The sequence below is a fragment of the Capnocytophaga sp. G1920 genome, from assembly GCF_051417515.1.
In genome coordinates, this window is the sequence record NZ_JBPRKH010000002.1 from 70,548 (window position 1) to 93,011 (window position 22,464).

The 22,464-nt window shown below is 37.8% G+C and carries 25 protein-coding genes; 7 read left to right on the top strand and 18 right to left on the bottom strand.

Features of this window, described 5'->3' with window-relative positions; translation table 11 throughout:
* Window positions 1-4: 4 nt before the first annotated feature.
* The 5 genes from ACSQ7D_RS02250 to ACSQ7D_RS02270 all read right to left on the bottom strand — a co-directional run bounded on the left by ACSQ7D_RS02250 (window position 5) and on the right by ACSQ7D_RS02270 (window position 5,026).
* Complete coding sequence (locus ACSQ7D_RS02250; RefSeq protein WP_437135218.1) at window positions 5-448, bottom strand: hypothetical protein; 444 nt, start codon at window positions 446-448, stop codon at window positions 5-7.
* 146 nt (window positions 449-594) lie between these two features.
* Window positions 595-1,248: a hypothetical protein gene (locus ACSQ7D_RS02255; protein WP_437135219.1), complete on the bottom strand. Its 654-nt coding sequence runs from the start codon at window positions 1,246-1,248 to the stop codon at window positions 595-597.
* A gap of 350 nt (window positions 1,249-1,598) precedes the next feature.
* On the bottom strand, window positions 1,599-2,675 hold the full coding sequence (locus ACSQ7D_RS02260) for an LptF/LptG family permease (RefSeq protein ID WP_437135220.1): 1,077 nt from the start codon (window positions 2,673-2,675) through the stop codon (window positions 1,599-1,601).
* A gap of 97 nt (window positions 2,676-2,772) precedes the next feature.
* Complete coding sequence (gene tgt, locus ACSQ7D_RS02265) at window positions 2,773-3,903, bottom strand: tRNA guanosine(34) transglycosylase Tgt (RefSeq protein WP_437135221.1); 1,131 nt, start codon at window positions 3,901-3,903, stop codon at window positions 2,773-2,775.
* 85 nt (window positions 3,904-3,988) lie between these two features.
* Window positions 3,989-5,026, bottom strand: a complete 1,038-nt coding sequence (locus ACSQ7D_RS02270; protein ID WP_437135222.1) for a DUF445 domain-containing protein — start codon at window positions 5,024-5,026, stop codon at window positions 3,989-3,991.
* 144 nt (window positions 5,027-5,170) lie between these two features.
* Here ACSQ7D_RS02270 and ACSQ7D_RS02275 point away from each other — a divergent pair, with 144 nt between their 5' ends.
* The gene (locus tag ACSQ7D_RS02275) at window positions 5,171-5,662 is read left to right on the top strand and encodes a DUF2271 domain-containing protein (protein ID WP_264854327.1); all 492 of its coding nucleotides are present in this window, start codon (window positions 5,171-5,173) and stop codon (window positions 5,660-5,662) included.
* A 19-nt stretch (window positions 5,663-5,681) separates the two neighbouring features.
* Window positions 5,682-6,371, top strand: coding sequence for a DNA alkylation repair protein (locus ACSQ7D_RS02280; protein WP_437135223.1), 690 nt, complete (start codon window positions 5,682-5,684; stop codon window positions 6,369-6,371).
* On the opposite strand, the gene ACSQ7D_RS02285 is transcribed toward ACSQ7D_RS02280, so the two are convergent.
* The 4 genes from ACSQ7D_RS02285 to ACSQ7D_RS02300 form a co-directional block, all read right to left on the bottom strand.
* Window positions 6,368-6,916 carry an RsmD family RNA methyltransferase gene (locus tag ACSQ7D_RS02285; RefSeq protein ID WP_437135224.1) on the bottom strand — a complete coding sequence of 183 codons (549 nt, stop codon included), beginning with the start codon at window positions 6,914-6,916 and terminating at the stop codon, window positions 6,368-6,370. The genes ACSQ7D_RS02280 and ACSQ7D_RS02285 overlap by 4 nt on opposite strands.
* Window positions 6,917-7,007: 91 nt before the next feature.
* Complete coding sequence (locus ACSQ7D_RS02290; RefSeq protein ID WP_437135225.1) at window positions 7,008-7,727, bottom strand: YebC/PmpR family DNA-binding transcriptional regulator; 720 nt, start codon at window positions 7,725-7,727, stop codon at window positions 7,008-7,010.
* Window positions 7,728-7,734: 7 nt separating this feature from the next.
* Entirely contained in the window at window positions 7,735-8,847 is a 1,113-nt protein-coding gene (locus ACSQ7D_RS02295; RefSeq protein WP_437135226.1) for a CapA family protein, read from the bottom strand.
* Window positions 8,848-8,855: 8 nt separating this feature from the next.
* The gene (locus ACSQ7D_RS02300; protein WP_015782987.1) at window positions 8,856-9,506 is read right to left on the bottom strand and encodes a phosphatidylserine decarboxylase family protein; all 651 of its coding nucleotides are present in this window, start codon (window positions 9,504-9,506) and stop codon (window positions 8,856-8,858) included.
* A 499-nt stretch (window positions 9,507-10,005) separates the two neighbouring features.
* Here ACSQ7D_RS02300 and prmA point away from each other — a divergent pair, with 499 nt between their 5' ends.
* From prmA to ACSQ7D_RS02315, 3 genes are read left to right on the top strand one after another with little or no spacing between them, the layout of a single operon-like run.
* Window positions 10,006-10,842, top strand: coding sequence for a 50S ribosomal protein L11 methyltransferase (gene prmA / locus ACSQ7D_RS02305; RefSeq protein WP_437135227.1), 837 nt, complete (start codon window positions 10,006-10,008; stop codon window positions 10,840-10,842).
* Window positions 10,842-11,528, top strand: a complete 687-nt coding sequence (locus ACSQ7D_RS02310) for an SMUG2 DNA glycosylase family protein (RefSeq protein WP_437135228.1) — start codon at window positions 10,842-10,844, stop codon at window positions 11,526-11,528. The genes prmA and ACSQ7D_RS02310 overlap by 1 nt, the downstream gene beginning before the upstream one ends.
* A 3-nt stretch (window positions 11,529-11,531) precedes the next feature.
* Window positions 11,532-13,031: a phytoene desaturase family protein gene (locus tag ACSQ7D_RS02315; RefSeq protein ID WP_437135229.1), complete on the top strand. Its 1,500-nt coding sequence runs from the start codon at window positions 11,532-11,534 to the stop codon at window positions 13,029-13,031.
* Here ACSQ7D_RS02315 and ACSQ7D_RS02320 read toward each other — a convergent pair.
* From ACSQ7D_RS02320 to ettA, 3 genes are all read right to left on the bottom strand, one after another.
* Window positions 12,995-15,058, bottom strand: a complete 2,064-nt coding sequence (locus ACSQ7D_RS02320) for a M13 family metallopeptidase (protein ID WP_437135230.1) — start codon at window positions 15,056-15,058, stop codon at window positions 12,995-12,997. The genes ACSQ7D_RS02315 and ACSQ7D_RS02320 overlap by 37 nt on opposite strands.
* Window positions 15,059-15,194: 136 nt before the next feature.
* On the bottom strand, window positions 15,195-15,773 hold the full coding sequence (locus ACSQ7D_RS02325) for a flavin reductase family protein (RefSeq protein WP_437135231.1): 579 nt from the start codon (window positions 15,771-15,773) through the stop codon (window positions 15,195-15,197).
* 86 nt (window positions 15,774-15,859) lie between these two features.
* Window positions 15,860-17,551 (bottom strand): energy-dependent translational throttle protein EttA, encoded by a 1,692-nt coding sequence (ettA, locus tag ACSQ7D_RS02330; protein WP_002672152.1) that lies wholly within the window; start codon window positions 17,549-17,551, stop codon window positions 15,860-15,862.
* A 272-nt stretch (window positions 17,552-17,823) separates the two neighbouring features.
* Here ettA and ACSQ7D_RS02335 point away from each other — a divergent pair, with 272 nt between their 5' ends.
* Both ACSQ7D_RS02335 and ACSQ7D_RS02340 read left to right on the top strand, forming a co-directional pair.
* Window positions 17,824-18,423, top strand: a complete 600-nt coding sequence (locus ACSQ7D_RS02335) for a hypothetical protein (protein WP_437135232.1) — start codon at window positions 17,824-17,826, stop codon at window positions 18,421-18,423.
* Window positions 18,413-18,697, top strand: a complete 285-nt coding sequence (locus tag ACSQ7D_RS02340; protein WP_009419679.1) for a winged helix-turn-helix domain-containing protein — start codon at window positions 18,413-18,415, stop codon at window positions 18,695-18,697. The genes ACSQ7D_RS02335 and ACSQ7D_RS02340 overlap by 11 nt, the downstream gene beginning before the upstream one ends.
* Before the next feature lie 51 nt (window positions 18,698-18,748).
* Here ACSQ7D_RS02340 and ACSQ7D_RS02345 read toward each other — a convergent pair whose 3' ends face one another.
* From ACSQ7D_RS02345 to ACSQ7D_RS02370, 6 genes are all read right to left on the bottom strand, one after another.
* The gene (locus tag ACSQ7D_RS02345) at window positions 18,749-19,369 is read right to left on the bottom strand and encodes an L-threonylcarbamoyladenylate synthase (protein WP_178977900.1); all 621 of its coding nucleotides are present in this window, start codon (window positions 19,367-19,369) and stop codon (window positions 18,749-18,751) included.
* 17 nt (window positions 19,370-19,386) lie between these two features.
* On the bottom strand, window positions 19,387-19,803 hold the full coding sequence (locus ACSQ7D_RS02350) for a PaaI family thioesterase (RefSeq protein ID WP_009750555.1): 417 nt from the start codon (window positions 19,801-19,803) through the stop codon (window positions 19,387-19,389).
* 50 nt (window positions 19,804-19,853) lie between these two features.
* Entirely contained in the window at window positions 19,854-20,171 is a 318-nt protein-coding gene (locus tag ACSQ7D_RS02355) for a DUF4298 domain-containing protein (RefSeq protein ID WP_002672205.1), read from the bottom strand.
* Between the two features lie 31 nt (window positions 20,172-20,202).
* Window positions 20,203-20,511: a septum formation initiator family protein gene (locus ACSQ7D_RS02360; RefSeq protein WP_002672207.1), complete on the bottom strand. Its 309-nt coding sequence runs from the start codon at window positions 20,509-20,511 to the stop codon at window positions 20,203-20,205.
* Window positions 20,511-21,125 carry a uridine kinase gene (udk, locus tag ACSQ7D_RS02365; RefSeq protein WP_002672209.1) on the bottom strand — a complete coding sequence of 205 codons (615 nt, stop codon included), beginning with the start codon at window positions 21,123-21,125 and terminating at the stop codon, window positions 20,511-20,513. The genes ACSQ7D_RS02360 and udk overlap by 1 nt, the downstream gene beginning before the upstream one ends.
* Before the next feature lie 103 nt (window positions 21,126-21,228).
* The gene (locus ACSQ7D_RS02370) at window positions 21,229-22,074 is read right to left on the bottom strand and encodes an NADAR family protein (RefSeq protein ID WP_002676096.1); all 846 of its coding nucleotides are present in this window, start codon (window positions 22,072-22,074) and stop codon (window positions 21,229-21,231) included.
* Between the last annotated feature and the right edge of the window lie 390 nt (window positions 22,075-22,464).

The window sequence follows — 22,464 nt, forward strand, 5'->3', positions numbered from 1 at the left end:
GCTTTTAGTTGTTCTTTTGCAGAAGTATCGACTTTATTTCCTCATAATGGTCAGTTCCTACCAAAAACACCTTCTTTCTGTCCTTAGACAATATCTTGATTGCCTTATTATGTTTCGTATTATAGATGATACCTGCCGAAGTATACCGTATCCCAATGCCATAATACCAAGGAATATCAATGAGTTGAATAGTAGAGACGTCCATTTCTTGAAAATTCATTCGTCTACTCAAAAAATCGATACCAAATGAAGCTACAATACCATAATCATCTATTACAGTAGTGAGTTTATAGAATACAGCTACTAAAATAGCCACTAATAATAGAATTATTACCCAACCTCCTTTGCTTTGATAGCCCGAAAAAGCTATAATCCCTATAAAAAGGGCTAAAATAGACAGTAATATATAAGAAAATTGTGTTTCTTTAAATTCTATAGCTGTTTTCATAATATTATTCTTTTGTGCAATTTAAAAATACACAGAAGCCACACCCTAAAATCTAATAAAAATTTATAAACAAGAAAAAGAACAAATTCTTAACTTTGGTGGCGGGTGGGCTTCTGTGCTAAAATGTTTATATTATTGCGTTACAACTAACTCTTTACGAGTTTACCAATGCTTTCAAGTAGTTGCGGACGGTCAGAAAGGGCTATCTTGGCTACTTCGTAAAATTCCTTCACCCATTTGTTCATTGCCTCGAAGGCTTTGTTCTTATCCTGAGTGGCTTGTTGGTCGATACCGCGCAATTTCACGTATTGCGCACGGAGCTCTTCCACTTTCACAATGGCTGAAAGCTGTTCATCGGCGACGGCTTCGGTAAGTTTGAACCTGTCGAGCGCTGCCCGCTGGGTAGTAGTGGCTTTAATGCCCTCGTAAAGCTTTTTCGTGGTGGCTAAACCTTCCAGATAATCGCGCGACATCGTTCCTTTTAACCCAAATGATACCAGCGCTTCGGGAGATGCTTTCAACGCTACTTTTGCGACCTTGCGATGTTCTTTATATTTGTCGCTCATCGCTTTATAAGCCTTTTCAAACAAGGCTCTTTTCTCTACCGTTTGGCTCGTTTTTGCCAAATTATCGTTATAAGCGGCTTGTGCTTTGTCATAAAGTGCTTTACCTACTTTCATAGCCTCTTCATTGTATTGATATTCCTCTAACTGAGCTTTCAATTCGGCTATTTCACTGTAATTGGTAAATAACAAACGTCTGTTTTCAAGTGTTTTTAATTCTGTACTCTTTTCCTTCATAATATTACATATTTTAAAAGGTCTATAAATTAGTTGAAAAATGTTAAATCATTATGATTTACATTCATTTCTATACCGCAAAAATCCTGCCAAATAACACTGTGCAAATTATTGTTTTTGCTGGTAAAAAAGTATTCTTTGTAAACTTCTCATATCAATTTAAAATAAGACGATAAGCTGTTACATTACTTACGTTTGTAGTTACAGTGGGTTATTTTGGCATTACAATACGCTTTTTACTTATTACTTAGTTTTGTTATCTTATTACTTTACTACCTTTTGCATTTACTTTCTTTTGTTTTACAGTTGCAACACTTTCTTTTGGTGTTACAAAGGGTTAAAATGCTCTATCAGTTTCTTACTTTCCGGAGTAACAAGATAGCTAAGGTAAGGAAAATAAGGTTAGGCAAAAGGACTGCCATCAATGGGGATAAGCCTCCTGAGGTTTGAGCAAGGGTTCCAAACACACGGTCGAAAAACACAAAACTAAACCCTACGACTACTCCCACCATTAAGTTGATTCCCATTCCTCCGCGCTTTTTCACCGATGAAACAGCCACGCCGATAAGCGTAAGGATAAAGGCAGTACTTATAGCACCCCAACGGCGGTATTTTACCAATAGATACATATTTAAATTGGGTGAACCTTTCATCTTTTCGCGTTCAATAAACTTGTTTAGCTCAAACAAGTTCTTATTTTCCGCTGTATATTCCATAGGCATCAGGTCATCAGGCTTGAAATTGAATATCGTGTCTAACTGGTCGCGTTTCACTATCACATCGTCGCCCTCCCCTATCTTTCTTTTGGAGTAATTAGTAAGCCGATAGGTTTTCGTGCTGTCTATCCACTGAATCGTTTCGGCATTTATCTTTTCCGTCATCTTAATACCTTCAAAATGTTCTACTGAAAAGTTATACCCGCGTTTGTCTTGGTAGTTAAACGAGCTTACATAAAGGTAATCGTTGTCAGAAAACTGATTGTAGAGGTCTGAAACGCTTTCCACCTTCGAAGAACGTATATACTTATTCCAAAAATCATTATACACAGTGCTGGCAGCCGGTACAATAAACATTCCCATAAAAAACACTATCACCGAAATGATACTCGCACCCACGATATACGGACGCAAAAAGCGCATATACGATACACCTGAGCTCTGGATAGCGATTATCTCGGTATTATTGGCTAACTTTGATGTAAACCAGATGATAGAGAGGAATAGCAAGATGGGAAACAATATATTGGCAAAATAAACGATAAAACTGAGGTAATACCACAGTATTTCGTTCATCGGGGCGCCTTTTTGTATCATCTTATCTACTTTTTCAGATAAATCTACGATAATTCCGATAGGAATAAAGAGAATTATCATCATAAAGAAGGTAAGAAGATAGCGTTTTAAGATGTACCAGTCGAGTATTTTCATTTTTTTGTTTTTTAAACCTCCCCCTATCCCCCTCCAAAGGGGGAATTAGCGACGCAAAAGCGTTTTTATCAGAAGTATATTAATTAATTTAATTTGTTTAAAGACGATTTGACATATCAGTAACCATTTTTGTCTTCCACGTAAAGAAAGTACCCGCTACAATTTGTCGGCGAGCTTCCCTCACAAGCCATAAATAGAAACCAAGATTGTGAATTGAAGCGATTTGTTTGCCCAAAAACTCGTTAGCAGCGAATAAATGACGTAAATAGGCTTTCGTGTAATAGGTATCTACGTAAGTATGACCGTCAGGGTCTATGGGCGAGAAATCATCTTCCCATTTTTTGTTTTTAATATTGATAATTCCTTTTGCAGTAAAGAGCATTCCGTTGCGAGCATTGCGCGTAGGCATTACACAATCCATCATATCCACTCCCAAAGCAATATTTTCCAATATATTAACGGGTGTACCCACTCCCATAAGGTATCGGGGCTTGTCTTTGGGGAGAATATCGCATACAAGTTCGGTTATTTCATACATTTGTTCTACGGGTTCGCCTACTGATAGCCCCCCGATAGCGTTTCCATCGGCATTTTTGCTTGCAATATATTCGGCAGACTGTGTACGAAGGTCTTTATAGACTGACCCTTGTACTATCGGGAATAAACTTTGATGATAACCGTATTTAGAAGGTACTTTTTCGAGGTGAGCAATGCATCTATCGAGCCACCTATGTGTGAGATGCATTGAACGTTTTGCATAACCGTATTCACAAGGGTAAGGCGTGCATTCATCAAAAGCCATCATAATATCAGCACCTATACTGCGCTCTATTTCCATTACTTTTTCGGGTGAAAAGAAGTGAAAAGAGCCATCGATATGGCTTTTGAACTTTACACCTTCTTCTTTTATCTTTCGGTTGGCAGCCAATGAATATACTTGATAACCACCGCTATCGGTAAGTATGTTTCTATCCCAATTAATAAACTTATGTAAGCCTCCTGCTTTTTCCAAAATGGGTGTTTGAGGTCGTAAATAGAGGTGATAGGTGTTCCCCAAGATGATATCGGCATTAATATCGTCTTTCAGTTCGCGTTGGTGCACTCCTTTCACGCTTCCCACCGTTCCCACAGGCATAAAAATGGGGGTTTCAATCACGCCGTGGCTGGTAGTAATCTTCCCAGCACGTGCTTTAGTATGTTCGTCTGTTTTTAGTATTTCAAAATCCATAGTTGAAACATTTTCGGGCGCAAAGGTAGGGAAGAATTAGCAAATTAGCAAATCAGGAAAGTTAGCAAATAGGCTAATATCTCTTTCAGAATAACTGAGTAAAGGCGTAAATAGCCAAACCGACTAATCCGCCTACCAAAGTGCCATTGATACGGATAAATTGGAGGTCTTTACCTACTTCCAATTCAAGTTTTTCGCTCAATTCGCGTCCCTCCCAGTTCTCTACCGTATGACTGATGAGTTTTCCCACTTCCTCTTTGTTTTTTAGCACAAACTGATAGGCAGTTTTCTGTACCCAAGCGTCTATTTGGTGTTGCAGCTGGACATTTTGACGGAGTTCATCGGAGAAGCGCTCCGTAGCGGTGCGCAATAGCTTTGCAAGATGTTGTTCCCATTCAGGAGTATTGAGTTTTTCGGCAAATTCATACAATTGCGCTGTAATTTCAGCCCTGATAGGGTGTGTTTCATCTTCCGATGCTTTTACAACTAACTGATAGAGCCCATTACTTACCTTCCGAGTAATTGTATCTTTAATAAACGATGGAACAAGAGGAGGAAATTGGCTGTCAATTTCGTGTTGCACCATCTCTTGATGTTCGGCAAGATAAGTAGCTACCCTTTCAAAAGCTTTCCGAAGGAATTTCTGATGTTTATTCTCGTCTAAAAAAGTGGTGAGTACTTCGCTTGCTTTTGCATTGAGAGGTATTTTTCTTACAAAAGTTTCTATCTGGTGAGGAGTACTTTCTTTCGAGAGCCACTCAACTATAAATGATGATACTTTAATATCGGTGATGTAAGGACGTATCTGTTTAGGTTTAAGGAAGTTCTCCACCACAAAATCACCTAAATTCTCCCCGATGTCATTCTTTCTTTCCTCAATGAGGTTGGTATGTGGAATGTTTAATCCTAATGGTTTGTGAAAGAGTGCTGTTACTGCAAACCAATCGGCAAGCGCTCCTACCATAGCGGCTTCAGAAAAAGCCTTTATATAACCTATAAAAGTGAGTTCGGGAGCTTTTTTATGCCATACCACCATTGCTATATAAATGATAAACATCAAAACAAAGAGCCCCGTAGCTATATTCTTGTGGTGTTGTAGTTTTTGGCGCTTGGAACTATTCATAAATTATCAGTTTTTCAGGTGCAAAGGTACGAAGAAAAGTGAGAAAAATAAAAAAGTTGAGTATATAAATTGTCAGATAGTAATTATTGCCTATCTTTGCATCAGTTTATTCTAAATAGTAGTATTTTAAAACTTGTAATAAAGATGATAAAAAAGCACTTTTTAAAAACATTAGCCGTAGGAATAATTGCTTTACTTACTCTTTCATTTGTACAGCAAGCAACTGTTAAAAAATACAAATGCCTCATACAACTGACTAATTACAAGGGTGAAGGAGCCTACATAGTAGTTTCACTTATCAATCCCGAAGGTAAATATGAGCAAACACTACAAATTCTTGGAGATGATCCTGAATGGTACGACGATCTTACTCAATGGTGGAAGTTTTATGGTAAACGCCAGACAATTGATGGGATTACGGGAGCTACCATTAGCGGAGGAGAACGCGCTGTAAAGATACTTACAATTGATGATAGTAAACTGAACAAGGGCTACAAAATACGTTTTGAGACTGCCGTTGAAGATGAATATTACTATGCTAAAGATGCTGAAGTAGAATTTAAAACCGAGAACCTTAACACTAAAGTTGAAGGTAAAGGTTATATCCGTTATGTGAGATTAATGCCTAACGATTGACAATCACCTTAAAGAAATTATGAGTAAAGAAATTATTTTAGACCGGTTATGGGCATTAGAAGACTCTCCTTATAGAGATTTTACAGCGAATTTGATTCCCACTGTGGAGAAATCTCGTATTATAGGGGTTAGAACACCTGCAATGCGAGCGTTGGCTAAAGAATTAGTAAAGCATTACCCTACTGAGGCAATGTCTTTTTTAGAAGAGTTACCTCATTATTATTATGAGGAGAATAATCTACACGGTTTTATCATTGAACAGCTAAAAGATTTTGATAAAGCAATGCAATATACAGAGCGGTTCCTCCCTTATATTGATAATTGGGCTACGTGTGATACTTTTGCTCCTAAAATCTTCTTGAAATACCCCGAAGAGACATTAAAACACATCAAACAATGGATTACAAGCAAAGAAACCTATACAGTACGTTACGGAATTGGGTTGTTATTGTCTAATTATTTAGATGCTCTTTTTAAGGAAGAATACTTAACCTGGGTAACAAAAATTACCTCAGATGAATATTACATAAATATGATGATAGCGTGGTACTTTGCTACTGCTTTAACAAAACAATATGAAGCAACAGTTCCTTACATAGAATCAAAAACACTTTCTCCTTTTGTACAAAATAAGAGTATACAAAAAGCAAGAGAAAGCCGTCGTATTTCCGAAGATACTAAGAAATATTTGTTGCAGTTTAAACTCTAATCTTGTTCTTCTCTTTCAAAAAAACTAAATACGCTCCCTCCATATTTCTTTGCTTGTGAGAAAAATGGCTGTTCTGATAAATCTGTTTTAGACGAATGTTCAATAATGAGTATTCCATTTTCAGTAAGTAAGTTTTGATTGAAGACAATATCGGCAATAGTAACAAACTTTTCAATTGGGAAATCATACGGAGGGTCAGCAAAGATAACATCAAACTGCTGAGTAGTACGTTTTAAATATTCATATACATCGGCTTTAAGTGCTGTAATAGGGTAGACTAATTCACGTGCTATTTTATTGATAAATTGCACACAACCGTTATGGTTATCAACTGATAATACTGAGGGGCAACCTCTACTGGCAAACTCATAGCTAATATTTCCTGTTCCTGCAAAAAGGTCGAGTACAGAAAGTTCTTCAAAATAATAATAGTTATTGAGTATATTAAAAAGAGCTTCCTTCGCAAAATCGGTAGTAGGGCGAACTGGCAATTTATTAGGTGCTATAAGCTGTTTCCCCTTATTCTTCCCTGATATTATTCTCATAAAGATTAACCTTTTTATTGAACAGTTTCCCTCACTGTTAAACTCTGCATTACCTCGTTCATAGCTTCTTGGAAAAGAATAAACTCATTAATTATTCTTCCGTTTCTTTCATCGTATGGTACACCTGTTGCACGTCCTCATCTTCCTCTATCTTCTCGAGAAGTTTCTCCACATCGGCTTGTTCTTCAGGGGTAAGTTCTTTCGTTACTTGTGGAATACGCTCAAAGCCTGACGATAAGATTTCTATGTTACGGCTTTCTAACTCTTTTTGGATAGCTCCAAAACTCTCAAAAGGCGCATAGATGAGGATACCGTCTTCGTCTACAAACACTTCTTCTGCCCCGAAGTCTATCATTTCGAGTTCCAACTCTTCGGGGTCTATCCCATTGCCATTAATACGGAAGTTACAAGTGTGGTCGAACATAAACTCCACTGACCCCGATGTACCTAAAGTACCATTACACTTGTTAAAATAACTGCGAATATTAGCTACGGTACGGTTGTTATTGTCGGTTGCCGTTTCTATGAGTAAAGCAATACCGTGAGGTGCATAGCCTTCAAAAAGAACTTCTTTATAGTTTGCAGTATCTTTTTCAGTTGCTTTTTTGATGGCGCGCTCAATATTTTCTTTAGGCATATTGGCGGCTTTGGCATTCTGTATCACGGCACGCAAACGTGAGTTACTCTCAGGGTGAGGACCTCCTTCTTTCACTGCCATTACGATGTCTTTCCCTAAACGGGTAAATGTTTTTGCCATTGCTGCCCAACGCTTAAATTTACGGGCTTTTCTAAATTCAAATGCTCTTCCCATTTTTATTTTAGTTATTAGTTATTAGTTTGTTATCTGTCTGTTCTGTTGTTTTAATCAAAATTTGGTTATTCACAAAGTGTAAAGGTGTCTCAGGAAAGTCAAGATGAGTAAGGCGTTTCATCTCATTAAACACCTTGCAATCATTATCGAGTTTTAATCCTTTCACTTTCGTCTGTTTCACTGAAATCACATTGGCATAAAGAAAATTGCCTTTGCGGTCAATCTTAATATCAAGCAAAGGAGCAATACCATTAACTCCTTGCAGATTAAAATGCCCATAAGTATTGAAATTTCCCATACTATAAGCGATAAACTTCCTATTGTACACTTCCACCGCGCGGGTAACGTGAGGCCCGTGCCCCAATACAATATCGGCACCTGCGTCTATTACCGAGTGCGCAAACTTATACACATTCCCCCTATTTTCACCGAAGAAAAACTCATCAGCTCTCGGTACGCGTGTATTTTTAGAGCCTTCAGCGCCTCCGTGGAAAGAAACAATAAGGATATCCGCCTGTGGGCGCAATTCCTTTACCAAATCGGTTGCTTGCTCTATGTTATTTATCGATAGCATATTGCTATTGGGTGAAAAAGCACAAAAACCGTACTTTATGCCTTCTTTCTCAAATACAACCAACTTTTTTTCTACTGGCCCTGCGTGGTATATACCCACCTTATCGAGTATCTTAGCCGTATTGCGCCGTCCTTTTTCACCAAAGTCATTGGCGTGATTATTAGCGGTACTCATCAGGTTAAAACCTGCTTCCTTAATGATTTTCCCATAGCGGTTGGGCATACGGAAAACATAGCAAGGACTCTCTTCTGTATCCTTGCACTTCTCCGAATCGCCACTATCGAGTATCACTCCTTCTAAATTTCCGAACACAATATCACCTTTCAGATAGGGTTTTACGTATTTAAAACTGTTCACCGCATCGTCCTTAGGCAAATAACCAGCAGGGAAACCGGAGCCTATCATCACATCGCCAACGGCTACTATGGTAAGCGTATCTTTGGTACGAACGAGTAAGGTATCAACAGTAGTATGCACCAGACTATCTATTTGAGCTGTAGCATATCCACTAAAACTTAATGCTATTAACAATAAGATTCTCTGCATCTTATCCTTTATTTTTCGGCAATCACATCAATTCCTCCTTTTACGGTCTGATTGAGTTGCACATTTATTTTCGTCCCCAAAGGCAAATACACGTCTACACGCGACCCGAATTTGATAAATCCAGCATCTTCGCCTTGTACCACTGTTTCACCCACTTTGGCATAATTCACAATGCGTTTAGCCAATGCTCCCGCTATTTGTCGGTATAACACTTCACCGAATACAGGATTATCTACCACTATGGTAGTACGTTCATTCTCTTCCGAAGCCTTAGGGTGCCACGCCACCAAATACTTCCCCGGGTGATACTCGCTATAAGTAACCTTTCCACCTAAAGCATAACGAGTTACGTGCACATTCACAGGCGACATAAAAATCGATACCTGCAAACGTTTATCTTTAAAATATTCTTTCTCAAACACTTCTTCTATCACCACCACCTTACCATCTACGGGAGCGATAATATGCTGGTCATTTTTAGGCGTAATGCGTTTAGGATTTCTAAAGAACTGCAATATAGCTATCAAAAATAAAAAAGCTACTATCTGTATAAGCTTTTTAAGCCACAGTATATCAACAAAATAATGCGCTATAACCGATATACCTATCACGGCGAATAGCGTAATGAGAATAATCTTAAAACCTTCCTTGTGAAACATTGTATGCAATTATTTTAGGGTGCAAAGATACGAAAGAATTAACAAATTGCAACGCACAATAAATATTTTTCAACCATAATTCTTGGTCTTCCCTATTTTTTTACTACTTTTGCCCTCTGACATTAAAACTTTAATAACTATTGCATTTTTTTTGGCATATCGGCAATTTTAACATTTTTTCCTCAATGTCGAAAATTGAAGTTTTTACCAATTGAAATACAGCTTAATAAGACGTTAGCTTCGGCTTACCTTCGTCTTAGGTTCGTCTTTCCTTCGTCTTAGCTTCGCTCTAACACCATCTAAACAGCAGAGTAGCTGTAACTCTTATTTAACTGATTAATAAATATTTAATATTTTTCATAGCAATAAAGATAAAGAAGTGTTTTAATCATTTTTTTTTGAAGAAAATGCACGGTTTTTATATATTTTAACATTTTTTTCTCAGTTTTCTAATCAGTACTCTACTTAAATAAATAATACTGATAATCAATTATATTTAATGAATTACATAGAATACACTTTTACCATTACTCCTATGGGGGTTGCTTCTGAAATATTAGTTGCCGAACTCGCCGAAGTAGGCTTCGAGAGCTTTGTAGATACCGAAACCGGTTTGCAGGCTTATATACAAGAACCCTTTTGGAATGCTAATATACTCTCTGACATACAGATACTTCACAGCGAGGAGTTCCAAATTACCTACACACATCAAACTATTGAACAGGTGAACTGGAATGAGGAATGGGAAAAACACTTCGAGCCTATCACCGTAGACGATGAGTGTACCGTGCGTGCTACCTTCCACCCCGAAGCACATACCCCTTATGAAATTGTTATCGACCCTAAGATGAGTTTCGGTACTGGTCATCACGAAACTACTTATATGATGTTGCAATTCCTTTTAAAGGAAGAACTCAAAGGCAAAAAGGTACTCGATATGGGTTGTGGCACAAGCGTACTCGCTATTATGGCAAGCAAACGCGGTGCTACTGAGGTACTCGCCATTGATGTAGACGAATGGTGTGTAGAGAACTCCACAGAAAACGTAGAACGCAATGGTTGTAAGCACATCAAAGTACAGTTGGGAGATGCTTCTTCCCTGGCTAATGAAAAAGACTTCGACCTTATTATTGCCAATATCAACCGTAATATTCTCTTAAACGATATACCGCAGTATGTGCCAGTCCTCGAAGCAGGAGGCACTCTCTTGCTCAGTGGTTTTTACAAGGAAGATATACCTCTTATCCGCAAAAAAGCGGAAGCATACGGTCTGCAATACATCGAGAACTTAGAACGCAACAACTGGGTAGCAGTAAAATTCAAAAAACAAGCCTAATGAATACTTTTGCCGATAGAATTATCAACTTCAACACACATTTAGAGTACAACCAATCCTTGCCTAAGGATTTTGATGTGCTGAATCCTTATATGGATAACCCTGAAACTATGGAGGTAATGCGTGCTTTTTATCACAAATTCTACAACGATAACCGTCAGCGGAAATTCATTATAGGCATCAATCCCAGCCGACACGGGGCAGGAGTTACAGGCGTTCCTTTTACTGATACCAAGCGATTAGAAAGCGAGTGTGGTATTGTAATGAAGTCGGCACATACCCACGAAGTATCATCGGTTTTTATGTATGATATGATAAAAGCATACGGTGGAGTCACTAAGTTCTACAATGATTTTTATATCAATTCTCCTTTTCCTTTGGCTATTGTTCGAAAAGCCTCTGACGGCAAATGGCTCAATGCTAATTATTACGATGAGGATACGCTCTTCAAATCGGTAAAGGACTATATGATAGCAACTCTCAAAAAGCACATCGCCTTAGGAGTAGATACTCAAAAGGTGTTCGTATTAGGCAAAAAGAACGCTACTTTCTTACAAAAATTGAATAAAGAAGCTACTTTATTTGGTGAAATGGTAGTATTAGAGCACCCTCGCTTTATTCAACAGTATAAATCAAAAGAAAAACAGTTGTATATCGATAAGTTTTTGATGAGTTTTGGAATATAGACAATGAAGCAATACGATGTTTTGGTGATAGGTAGCGGACTCTCGGGGCTCTTTTCGGCTTTGCTCTTGGCAAAAGCAGGAAAGAAAGTGTGTGTATTGGAGAAAAATGAGCAGTATGGAGGTAACCTACAAACTTTTGTGCGCAATAATACGCTGTTTGATACAGGAGTGCATTACATAGGAAGTCTCGCAGAAGGTCAGGTACTATATGAGTATTTTAAAGATGTAGGTATTGCCAATCATCTTTCGGTAGAACGCCTTGATATAAACGGCTACGACCGTATTTGTTTTGGCGATACACCTAACGTGATGTATCCTCACGCTCAGGGTTATGAGAACTTCGTACAACAACTCCTCTCCTATTTCCCGAATGAAAAGAAAGCCTTAGAAGAGTATGCTCACACAATGCAATCTATTTGCGATAAGTTTCCACTCTACCGCCATAAGCAAGCAGTAGCCGATTACGATGTGCATACGCTTTCTTTAAAACTCTTAGATTTCCTTAATAGTATTACCAATAATGAACGACTCAAAGCCGTGCTATTGGGCTCTAACTTTCTCTATGGAGGTGCTGATGAGCAGACACCTTTATACGTGCACGCGCTATCGGTCAATTCATATATAGAAAGCGCTTGGCGACTCACACAAGATGGTAGCCAAATCACCAACTTGCTCATTGAAAAACTACGCCAGTACGGTGCTGACCTCTTCAACCAAAGGGAGGTCATAGGCTTTGAATACAGTGAAGGGAATACTATCAACACAGTACTCACCAAGCAAGGAGAGCAGTTTGTTGCAAAACAAATCATCTCGGCTATAGATGTAAAGCAACTACTCAACATCACAGGCAAAACGCCTTTTAAGCCTTCTTTTTGCAAACGCGTGCAGGGCTTACAACCTACGGTTGCTGCCTTTTCATTACATTTGGTACTCAAGCTAAATTCTTTTCGCTACTTGCCTTATAATGTATATTGGTTTAAGGATAATAACAGTGTTTACCACGCTACTAATTACCCTAATAACGACTTTCCGCTTTCGTATATGCTCTCTATGAATCCACCAAAAGACAGCAGGGAATATACTGATAATGTTACTATCCTCACCTATATGAACACTGATGAACTGCAACGCTGGCAAGATAGTTTTACTACCAACACCGAGGGGAATCATAGAGGCAACCAGTATGAAGTTTTCAAAAGTCAGCGTGCTATGGATTTATTAGATGTAGTTGCTCAACAATTTCCTACACTCAAAAGTGCTATTGCTCATTACTACACCTCTACACCGCTTACTTACCGCGATTATATAGGCAACCCTACGGGAGCATTGTACGGCTACAAAAAAAACGCTAACCATATAATGGAAAGCGTTTTTATGCCACAAACTCACATCAAAAATTTGTATGTTACAGGGCAGAGTGTTGCAATGCACGGATTAGTAGGAGTTACTATCAGTGCGGTGCTCACCTACCAAATTTTGATGCGGTCTTCAGGTTTTTTATAAAGTTTATCACCTTCTTTTACATCAAAGGCTTTATACCAAGCGTCTACATTCACAAGCGGACCGAATGAACGGAAATATCCTGGGCTATGAGGGTCAGTTTTTACTTGATTTGTAAGGTATTTATCAGTCGAAAGCGTACGCCATACGGTACCCCAAGAGATAAAGAAACGTTGTTCTTGAGTGAAATTGCTTATCTTACCTACATTACCTTTATCTTTTAAGTACATTTGCAAAGCATCAAAAGCGATGTTCACCCCACCGAGGTCGGCTATGTTTTCACCACTGGTGAAAGTACCATTTACAAATACACCTTTCACAGGTTCGTATTGGTCGTATTGTTTAGCAAGGGCTTTGGTAGCGTTCTCAAAGTTCTTTTTATCTTCAGGAGTCCACCAATTTTTTAGATTACCATCGCCGTCAAATTCAGCGCCACTATCGTCAAATCCGTGTGTCATTTCGTGACCTATTACAGCACCAATACCCCCGAAGTTCACCGCAGGGTCGGCTTCGAAATTGAAGAAAGGAGGTTGTAAGATAGCCGCAGGGAACACAATTTCATTATACAATGGATTGTAATACGCATTCACTGTTTGAGGCGACATACCCCATTTAGTTTTATCTACAGGCTTGCTTACTTTTTCCAAACTCTTTTGGTAAGCCCATTCACTCACGCGTTGCAAGTTAGCAAAATACACCGTTTTAGCAGCCGGTTCAATAGTCAATTTAGAGTAGTCTTCCCACTTATCGGGGTAACCTACTTTCACAGTAAATTTATTGAGTTTAGCCAAAGCCTTTTCTTTAGTAGCATCTGACATCCAAGTTACATCTTTGATATGTTGTGCAAAGCTCTTTTTGAGATAATCTACCAAAGTAACCATTTCTTCTTTAGCTTTAGGTGGAAAATACTTTTCTACATACAATTTACCAAAGGCTTCACCCAAAATACTATTGATAACGCTTAGAGCGCGTTTGTTCATCGGACGTTGTTCTTGTTGTCCTTGCAACTCCTTGTTGTAGAAGTTAAAAGAAAGCTCATCGAGTTCTTTGGTAAGGTTGCTCGCATTATCGGCTACTAATTGATATTTGAGGTAATCTTTGATAAGAGGCAAGTTCTTTTCGTTGATAAACTTATCGTATTGTTTGTACAAACGAATTTCAGAAACAACTACTTTATCAGTGTTCACCCCTACGTTTTTAAGAAACTGAGGTAGATTGAGGTTCTTCACTAATTTGCTGAGCTCAGCCATTGTTTGAGGGTTGTAGCTAAGGTTAGGATTGCGATCTTCCTCATTGGTGAGCATCAATTTGGCTACCGAGCGTTCAAAATCTACCATTTGTTTAGCTTTTTCAGCAGCTTTGTCGTCTTTAAGAACTTTAAAGATAGCCTTTACATAATCTTGATACTTTTGTAAAGCCTCAGTATTCTCCTTGTTGTCTTTTTGATAGTAATCGCGCCCCATACCGATGCTAAAGTTGCCGAGATACACAGTATTCATATTAGAATCCTTCATATCGGCATATACCCCCCAAGCACAGATAGGGTTTTCACCCTCGCGAGTTACCTCTTCCAAATACTTTTGAAGGTCTGTGAGGTTTTTAATAGCCTCAATCTTATTCAAATAACCTTCAATAGGTTTGAGTCCTTCGGCATCGCGTTTTTTCCAATCGATAAACGATTCGTAGAGGTCTTTTATTTTCTGACCTTCAGTACCTTGAGCGAAGTTTTCCTTGAGGAGATTATCCAAGATGAGCAAGCAATTCTCATCGGTTTTCTCGCGTAGGATATGGAAAGAGCCCCACGTAGGTTTATCGGCTGGTATTTTGGCAGTTTTAGCCCAAGTGCCGTTCACATAATTGTAGAAATCATCTTGCGGACGTACCGTAGTGTCCATTTCAGCAAGAGCAATCCCCTTGTCAGCATTTTTGTCTGTCATTGCATTTTCTGATTTTTTGTTATTCCCGCCACAGGCAACCATTAGCCCTACCGACGAAAACAACAGTGCGGTTTTTACTGTTTTTCTCATCATCTTGTATAATGTTTTTGTTTAATGAAGCAAAGGTAAAAAATAATTAACAATTAGCAATAAAGAATATAAAAAAAGCTTTGCTAAACCTTGTAAGAGTTTTAGCAAAGCTTTCTTTTTTCTTATCTTAGATAAGTCATTACTTAATACTGAAATTCAAACCTTTGTGTTCTCCCAATCCGTAATAATGTTTAAAATTATAGATGAGCGGTTCCCACTCTAATGGGTTGATTTTATTACCTTCCATTACCAAATGGTCTTCAGCGTGTACTTGCACAAATTCCAATTCTACAAGTACATAAGCATCGCGGTCATTCACGTTTTTCACTTTAGCTTCTGCCTGAATAGGACATTCGACAATACGCGGAGGACGTACTTTTTCTGAAGGTAATTGAGTAAATCCTCCAATACTAAACTTGTCGTCAGTATAAGTGTATTTACCCATTTTTTGAGGAGGCACAGGGTTTTGAGCGGTATAAGGGGCAATTGCCTCTACTTTTTCCCACATAGCTGCAGTAGGGAGGTTAAAAACTACCTCGGGCACTTCCATCACATTATGATAAGCCTTGTTTAGTTTTACAAGCGCTATCACAGCATTCGCACCTAAAGTAAAGGTGCTTGAAATAGGCGTTACATCGGCGTTTCCATCTTTATCGGTAGTAGTAAGAAGTACTACAGGAAACCCGTAATAAAACATAGTTGGTAAAAAAGACTTCATACTATTTTTTTATTTTGGCACAAAAGTACAAAATCTAATTGGAAAAACAATAAATATTTATCAAAAAGTTTTCATATTTATTATTCTTACCGTACTAACTTCTTATACTTAATACGAGTAGGTGTTACTTCTTTGCCAAGTCGTTTTTTCTTATTCTCTTCATACTCTGAAAAGCTACCTTCAAAGAAATACACTTGTGAGTCACCTTCAAAAGCTAAGATATGAGTACAAATACGGTCTAAAAACCAACGGTCGTGTGAAATTACTACTGCACAACCTGCAAAGTTCTCTAAACCTTCTTCTAAGGCGCGAAGAGTATTTACGTCTAAATCGTTGGTAGGCTCGTCTAACAGTAATACGTTACCCTCTTCTTTAAGAGTCATTGCCAAGTGTAAACGGTTGCGTTCTCCTCCTGAAAGAGTGGCTACTTTTTTATTTTGTTCACTACCACCAAAGTTAAATCTACTGAGATAAGCACGAGAGTTCACTTGTCTACCTCCCATCATAATGAGGTCTTGCCCACCAGAGAAGTTCTCCCATATAGACTTCTCGGGGTCTATCTGTTTGTGAGTTTGATCTACATAAGCTATCTTCACCGTGTCACCTACCAAAAACTCACCGCTATCGGGCTGTTCTTCACCCATTATCATACGGAAGATCGTAGATTTACCTGCTCCATTAGGTCCTATCACTCCTACTATTCCTGCTTGAGGAAGCACAAAGTTTAAATCATCATAGAGTAGCTTATCACCAAAGGCTTTGGCTACGTGACGTGCTTCTATTACATTAGTTCCTAAACGAGGTCCGTTGGGGATATATATTTCCAACTTTTCTTCTAATTGTTTTTGGTCTTCATTGAGCAGACGGTCATAGTTCTGCAAACGTGCTTTTTGTTTAGCTTGACGTCCTTTAGCACCTTGACGTACCCATTCGAGCTCACGCTCCAATACTTTCTGACGTTTGTTTTCAGTTTTCTGTTCTTGAGCCAAACGTTTAGCTTTTTGGTCGAGCCAAGAAGAGTAATTGCCTTTCCAAGGAATACCTTCTCCACGATCGAGCTCTAATATCCACCCCGCTACATTGTCTAAAAAATAACGGTCGTGGGTAACGGCTATGACTGTACCTGCATACTGTTGCAAATGCTGTTCTAACCACAATACCGATTCTGCATCGAGGTGGTTAGTTGGCTCGTCGAGTAACAAAACATCGGGTTGTTGCAAGAGTAGACGGCAGAGTGCCACCCTACGGCGTTCTCCTCCCGAAAGCACTTTGATAGGCGTATCGGGCTCAGGGGTACGGAGGGCTTCCATTGCTACTTCTAACTGATTGTCGAGTTCCCAAGCATTTAAGGCATCTATCTTGTCTTGTAACTCGGCTTGCTTATCCATCAGCTTTTGCATCTTATCGGGGTCAGAATAGTTTTCCTCGAGCCCAAAAAGGTCGTTGATATGATTGAATTCCTCTAAGAGCTTTACAGTTTCGGCTACTCCTTCGCGTACTACTTCAATAACAGTTTTATCATCATCAAGATGAGGTTCTTGTTCGAGATAGCCTACGGTATAATTAGGAGCAAATACTACTTCTCCTTGATAGTTTTTATCTATTCCTGCAATAATTTTTAGCAGAGAGGATTTACCAGAGCCATTAAGCCCTAAAATACCGATTTTGGCTCCATAGAAGAAACTTAGGTAAATATCTTTAAGTACCTGTTTATTAGTAGATGAATAGGTTTTGCTTACCTTATTCATCGAAAAGATTATCTTTTTATCGTCTGCCATAATTTAGTGAAAAGTAAAAAATGAATAGTAAATGAAATCATTAAAGATTCTTATTATTACAAGTGCAAAAATATAAAAAGAATATCAAGTAAGCAAATTTTGGCTCGCACGCACTTGTAAACTGTAAAATTAAACTTCTATAATTAATTGAATTACAAGTTTATATAAAAAAAACATACCTTATGCTATAAAAATAATTGCTAAAAATTTGGTTTATATTATAAACTAACTTATATTTGCAGCGAATTTATAACATTAAACATTTTAACATTATGGACTTACAAGTATCCGACAGCTTGAAAATCATTCAGTCTGTCATCAATCAACGAAAACAAAAGTACGAAGAGAACGGTTTCTTCCTTATCTTTTGGAGTGTGCTTATTATGCTTGCAGGCGTACTGCAGTTTGTGATGCTTATCACCAACTATTATTCCAAACAATCTGGATTTGTATGGTTGATATTAATGCCTCTTGGCTTTGTGGTGAACTTCATTATCAAATACAAAGAAAAGAAAGTTGCTACACAAAAAAACTACGTCGATTGGTTAGATTGGATATGGGCAGTTGCAGGCATTAATGCAATTTTTGCTTTTTTAGTACCTTTGAGCTCTTTTGGCAAATTTCAAATAGCCATTTTGGTCATTTATCTGCCTTTTGCTTTTGTAGCTTTAGCAATGGCATTACAAATGAAAATGAAACTCTGGATAGCAACATCGTTAGTAGCTTTGTTGTTAATTTATGCAGGTATATTTGTGCCTTTTAGTTATGAAATCTATTTGCCTTTGCTATGCGTAGTATTAGCAACCTTATTGTTCTTAGTGCCTGGTATTCAATTTCATAACAAATATAAAAAGAGAAGTAATGTTCGCTGATTTAGACCCTATTTTGCACTCACAGCTTCGTTTGGCTATCGTCTCACTATTGGTTTCAGAAGAAAAAGCTGATTTTGCTCGTATTAAGGAAATAACCAAAGCTACCTCTGGTAATATTTCTGTGCAAATCCAGAAGTTAGAGACTGCTGGTTATATCACTGTCAAAAAATCTTTTAAAGATAACTACCCCAATACCGAAGTTCAGCTCACCAAAGAAGGTCTTTTAGCTTTTGAGCGATATGTAGAGGCACTAAAAAGCTATATTAGCCGTTAGCCGTTAGCCGTTAGCCGTTAGTCGTTAGTTTCTAACCACTAACGGCTAATATCAAATAATTGATATATCTCCTTTGCCTTCACGCAATACTTTAGGAGCATCTCCTGAAAGATCTATAACTGTGGAAGCTACATTATCGCCATAACCGCCGTCAATCACCAAATCTACTTTGTTTTGCCATTTCTCGAAAATAAGTTCTGGATCGGTGGTATATTCTATCACATCATCTTCATCATAAATAGAGGTAGATACAATAGGGTTTCCTAATTTCTCTACAATTGTACGAGCTATTAAATTATCGGGGACACGAATACCCACTGTTTTTTTCTTCTTAAAATCTTTAGGTAAATTATTATTACCTTGCATAATGAAAGTATAAGGACCAGGTAACGTACGTTTCAACAACTTAAAAGTACTTGTATCTATTTGTTTTACGTAATCTGATAGGTTCTTTAAATCAGAACACACAAAAGAGAAGTTTGCTTTTTCGAGCTTTACACCTTTGATACGAGCAATCTTTTCAAGAGCTTTAGTGTTAGTAATATCACAGCCCAATCCGTAAACTGTGTCGGTAGGATAAATAATCAATCCTCCACGGCGAAGGACTTCTACTACCCTACTTATATCTTTTTCATTGGGATTTTCATTATATAGTTTTATAAACTCAGCCATTTTTCAATGATTAACAGTTAGTAATTAATTCGTATAGTGGTAAATTTGCAGTAAGAGATAAGCTTTTCGTCTTGATTTGTTACTTTTATTTCCCATAACTGGAGCGTTCTACCTGCATTCACACATATTGCCTTAGCATAGAGTGTATCCCCTACCCTACCTGCTCGCACGTGATTAGCACTTAGTTCTATACCTCGTATCTGCTCTCCTTCTTCTCGATAGAGCAAATAAGCTCCTAAACTCCCTGCAGTTTCTGCCAGCGCAAGTGTAGCGCCTCCGTGAAGAACCCCGTCTATCTGAGTAACGCGTTCGGTAACTGGCATACTAAGAGTAATAGTACTTTCAGTAATTTCAGCAATTTCCATTTGCCAATCACGCATTAAATTATTAGGAGGTAGTGTTTCCCACAGTTGTCGCAAGGTTTCTTTATTCATATGATTTAGTAAAAACTTTAAGAGTTTACAAAAGTATAAGCGGTGATTTCCTAAGGGTTCATTTCTTTTGCTTTAATTTTATCCAATAAAGTGCGATATTCATCAGCTAAATAAAACTGAGTGCCAATAGCATCAAAAATAGCATCTTGTGTGAGTACCCATTGCGGTACTTCGTCAGGTATTTTACCATCGTTGCTATCAAAATAGTCTTGGCGCCACTGTTTACTATCGTAATAAGCTACCAACTGGTCATACTCCGGTTGGATTGCTTTCCATTCTTCCAATACTTCTTGAGCTTTGGTAAGAGTATTTTCTAATTTAGCAAGAATGTCGTTCATCTTGCTAATATTCTCATATCGTTTGTTCATAGCTAATTTAAAAAAAAGTTAGTTTATTGTTTTAATTAATGCTATCGTATTCGATGATAAACACTTCTTCGTCGTCGTGTTTGAGATAGTATATTTCACGTCCTAACTTCTCTTTACCTTCTTCGGTGTAAAGAGATTGAAGTTCTTTTTTATCTTTTTCAATCTCTCTTTTAAGGAACTGTTTTTGCTTATTGAGTTTTTCTCTTTCTTTATTGAGTTCGTGATGAGTTAATATAGAATTAGCATCAAAGAAAGTCATCCATATTATAAAAAAGAATAATATGGCGAGATATAGTTTATAGCCCTTCAATAAAGATAGATATTCAAGTAACTTTTTCATTATTTTTGAAATATACGGTTATGCACTATTGTTTTAATGATATCAATAGCTACTTTATTGCGCTTATTATTAGGAATAATGATATCGGCGAATTCTTTAGCAGGTTCAATAAACTCTAAATGCATAGGTTTTAAGGTGGTTTGATAGCGATTGAGTACTTCATTCACATCACGACCTCTCTCGGTTGTATCGCGTTTGATACGACGTATAAGTCGTTCATCAGAATCGGCGTGTACAAATATTTTAATATCAAAAAGCTCACGGATATCGGGGTGTGCAAAGATAAGAATACCTTCTACAATTACCACTTTGGTAGGTTTAACTAAAATGGTTTCGTTAGTACGGTTGTGTTCTACAAATGAATAAGTAGGACTTTGAATATCTTTTCCTTCTCTTAATGCTAATAAATGTTCTTTAAGCAAATCAAAATCGATAGAGTTAGGATGGTCAAAATTGATTTTGGTGCGGTCAGAAAAGCTAAGATAACTCAAATCTTTATAGTAAGAATCTTGTGAAATAACGGTAACTTCCTCGCCTGAGAGTTCTTTAATAATTTGATTAACAACAGTTGTTTTACCACAACCTGTTCCTCCTGTAATTCCTATGATAAGCATCTTTGATGTATTTTGGGGCAAAAGTATAAAATACTACTCAATTGACAAAGTAAAACTTAAAAATCGTCAATGAGAAGTTCTTTTAGTGATTGGTCTTTACATACTACAGCAACAAGTGTGCGTTCTTATAAAGTTTGCGAAGTTCATCTCGTACTTCCATTAGGGCAAACCCCAAGAGATTCTTACCACGCCACGAAGCGATGTTGAACGCTTTTTCGTTATCTTTACCTAAACCAATGCCCCAAATGGTGTCTAACGGACTGGCTTCTACTAATATCTTATCACCCGTAGATAAAAGAAAATCCATCATTGCTTGGTTTTGGGTAAATTTATAGTAATTGCCATTAAGTACAATACTGTATTTCACCTTATCCCATACGGCAGGGTCGAAATTGCGTACCTTTCTGCCTAAAGCCTTTATCAGCTTAGGGTCAGTGGTGTTCATTATTTCCTTTTCTACTTCTTCATCGTCAAACAAACGTGCTTTTTCAGCCATCATATACTGCTCAGTACACGAATATTCATTGGCATTTACATTAAAAGGCGAAAGTTGCCATTGTGAAAAACAGGATTCATCTATGGCATCGGCATTAGGTTTCCAAAAGAAGAGAAACTTGAGTTTTTTAGGAGAGTTAAGAAAGGTTTCTTTGGAATATTTACACATTCCCTTAGGTTGCCAAAAGGAAATACTTCCAAAGTAATAATCCTCTTCATTATCAACAATATCTTGAGATAATTTACCGTCATTGTTAATCATTTTCCAATTGTTGTAATGCCAAAAAACAGGATAAGGAAAGAGCTTTTGATACTCTTGCTGCTGTTTATTCGTAAGCGAGTCGTACCAATCCCAAAATTGATAGCGGTACTCTTCGCCATAGCCCATACGCCAGCCCATCGTAAATTCAGAAAGTTCAGGATATTTAATCCACTGTGGAGTCATATAATCCATAATTGAATAATTAATCATTAACAATGGGACAAAGATAGTAAATAATTGGATAATTAGCAAATGCGCTGTTAATACCACAGTGTGAGTCGTATGAGCAGTCGTAGCACGAGAGGCAATCATAGCACTATGTACGGGTAATAAAAGACGGTGCGAGCCACACGGGCAGATAATGAAAAGACTAGTGAGAAGCCCCCGAACCCCCGAAGGGGGACAAGCCTTAAAAAAAAATTGGTAAAGACTATCAGTCTGAAAGACAAAACTTATTTGAAGATAGAGCGAAACTGAATCAAGCCTAAGGAAAACAAAAGACGGTGCGAGCTACAAGAGTAGATAAACAATTAACGAACAAAAGACGAACAAAAGACGAACAAAAGACGAACAAAAGACGAA

Coding starts and splice junctions, on each gene's coding strand:
- ACSQ7D_RS02250 (WP_437135218.1), bottom strand. CDS start 448: ATGAAAACAGCTATAGAATTTAAAGAAACACAATTTTCTTATATATTA.
- ACSQ7D_RS02255 (WP_437135219.1), bottom strand. CDS start 1,248: ATGAAGGAAAAGAGTACAGAATTAAAAACACTTGAAAACAGACGTTTG.
- ACSQ7D_RS02260 (WP_437135220.1), bottom strand. CDS start 2,675: ATGAAAATACTCGACTGGTACATCTTAAAACGCTATCTTCTTACCTTC.
- tgt (WP_437135221.1), bottom strand. CDS start 3,903: ATGGATTTTGAAATACTAAAAACAGACGAACATACTAAAGCACGTGCT.
- ACSQ7D_RS02270 (WP_437135222.1), bottom strand. CDS start 5,026: ATGAATAGTTCCAAGCGCCAAAAACTACAACACCACAAGAATATAGCT.
- ACSQ7D_RS02275 (WP_264854327.1), top strand. CDS start 5,171: ATGATAAAAAAGCACTTTTTAAAAACATTAGCCGTAGGAATAATTGCT.
- ACSQ7D_RS02280 (WP_437135223.1), top strand. CDS start 5,682: ATGAGTAAAGAAATTATTTTAGACCGGTTATGGGCATTAGAAGACTCT.
- ACSQ7D_RS02285 (WP_437135224.1), bottom strand. CDS start 6,916: ATGAGAATAATATCAGGGAAGAATAAGGGGAAACAGCTTATAGCACCT.
- ACSQ7D_RS02290 (WP_437135225.1), bottom strand. CDS start 7,727: ATGGGAAGAGCATTTGAATTTAGAAAAGCCCGTAAATTTAAGCGTTGG.
- ACSQ7D_RS02295 (WP_437135226.1), bottom strand. CDS start 8,847: ATGCAGAGAATCTTATTGTTAATAGCATTAAGTTTTAGTGGATATGCT.
- ACSQ7D_RS02300 (WP_015782987.1), bottom strand. CDS start 9,506: ATGTTTCACAAGGAAGGTTTTAAGATTATTCTCATTACGCTATTCGCC.
- prmA (WP_437135227.1), top strand. CDS start 10,006: ATGAATTACATAGAATACACTTTTACCATTACTCCTATGGGGGTTGCT.
- ACSQ7D_RS02310 (WP_437135228.1), top strand. CDS start 10,842: ATGAATACTTTTGCCGATAGAATTATCAACTTCAACACACATTTAGAG.
- ACSQ7D_RS02315 (WP_437135229.1), top strand. CDS start 11,532: ATGAAGCAATACGATGTTTTGGTGATAGGTAGCGGACTCTCGGGGCTC.
- ACSQ7D_RS02320 (WP_437135230.1), bottom strand. CDS start 15,058: ATGATGAGAAAAACAGTAAAAACCGCACTGTTGTTTTCGTCGGTAGGG.
- ACSQ7D_RS02325 (WP_437135231.1), bottom strand. CDS start 15,773: ATGAAGTCTTTTTTACCAACTATGTTTTATTACGGGTTTCCTGTAGTA.
- ettA (WP_002672152.1), bottom strand. CDS start 17,551: ATGGCAGACGATAAAAAGATAATCTTTTCGATGAATAAGGTAAGCAAA.
- ACSQ7D_RS02335 (WP_437135232.1), top strand. CDS start 17,824: ATGGACTTACAAGTATCCGACAGCTTGAAAATCATTCAGTCTGTCATC.
- ACSQ7D_RS02340 (WP_009419679.1), top strand. CDS start 18,413: ATGTTCGCTGATTTAGACCCTATTTTGCACTCACAGCTTCGTTTGGCT.
- ACSQ7D_RS02345 (WP_178977900.1), bottom strand. CDS start 19,369: ATGGCTGAGTTTATAAAACTATATAATGAAAATCCCAATGAAAAAGAT.
- ACSQ7D_RS02350 (WP_009750555.1), bottom strand. CDS start 19,803: ATGAATAAAGAAACCTTGCGACAACTGTGGGAAACACTACCTCCTAAT.
- ACSQ7D_RS02355 (WP_002672205.1), bottom strand. CDS start 20,171: ATGAACAAACGATATGAGAATATTAGCAAGATGAACGACATTCTTGCT.
- ACSQ7D_RS02360 (WP_002672207.1), bottom strand. CDS start 20,511: ATGAAAAAGTTACTTGAATATCTATCTTTATTGAAGGGCTATAAACTA.
- udk (WP_002672209.1), bottom strand. CDS start 21,125: ATGCTTATCATAGGAATTACAGGAGGAACAGGTTGTGGTAAAACAACT.
- ACSQ7D_RS02370 (WP_002676096.1), bottom strand. CDS start 22,074: ATGGATTATATGACTCCACAGTGGATTAAATATCCTGAACTTTCTGAA.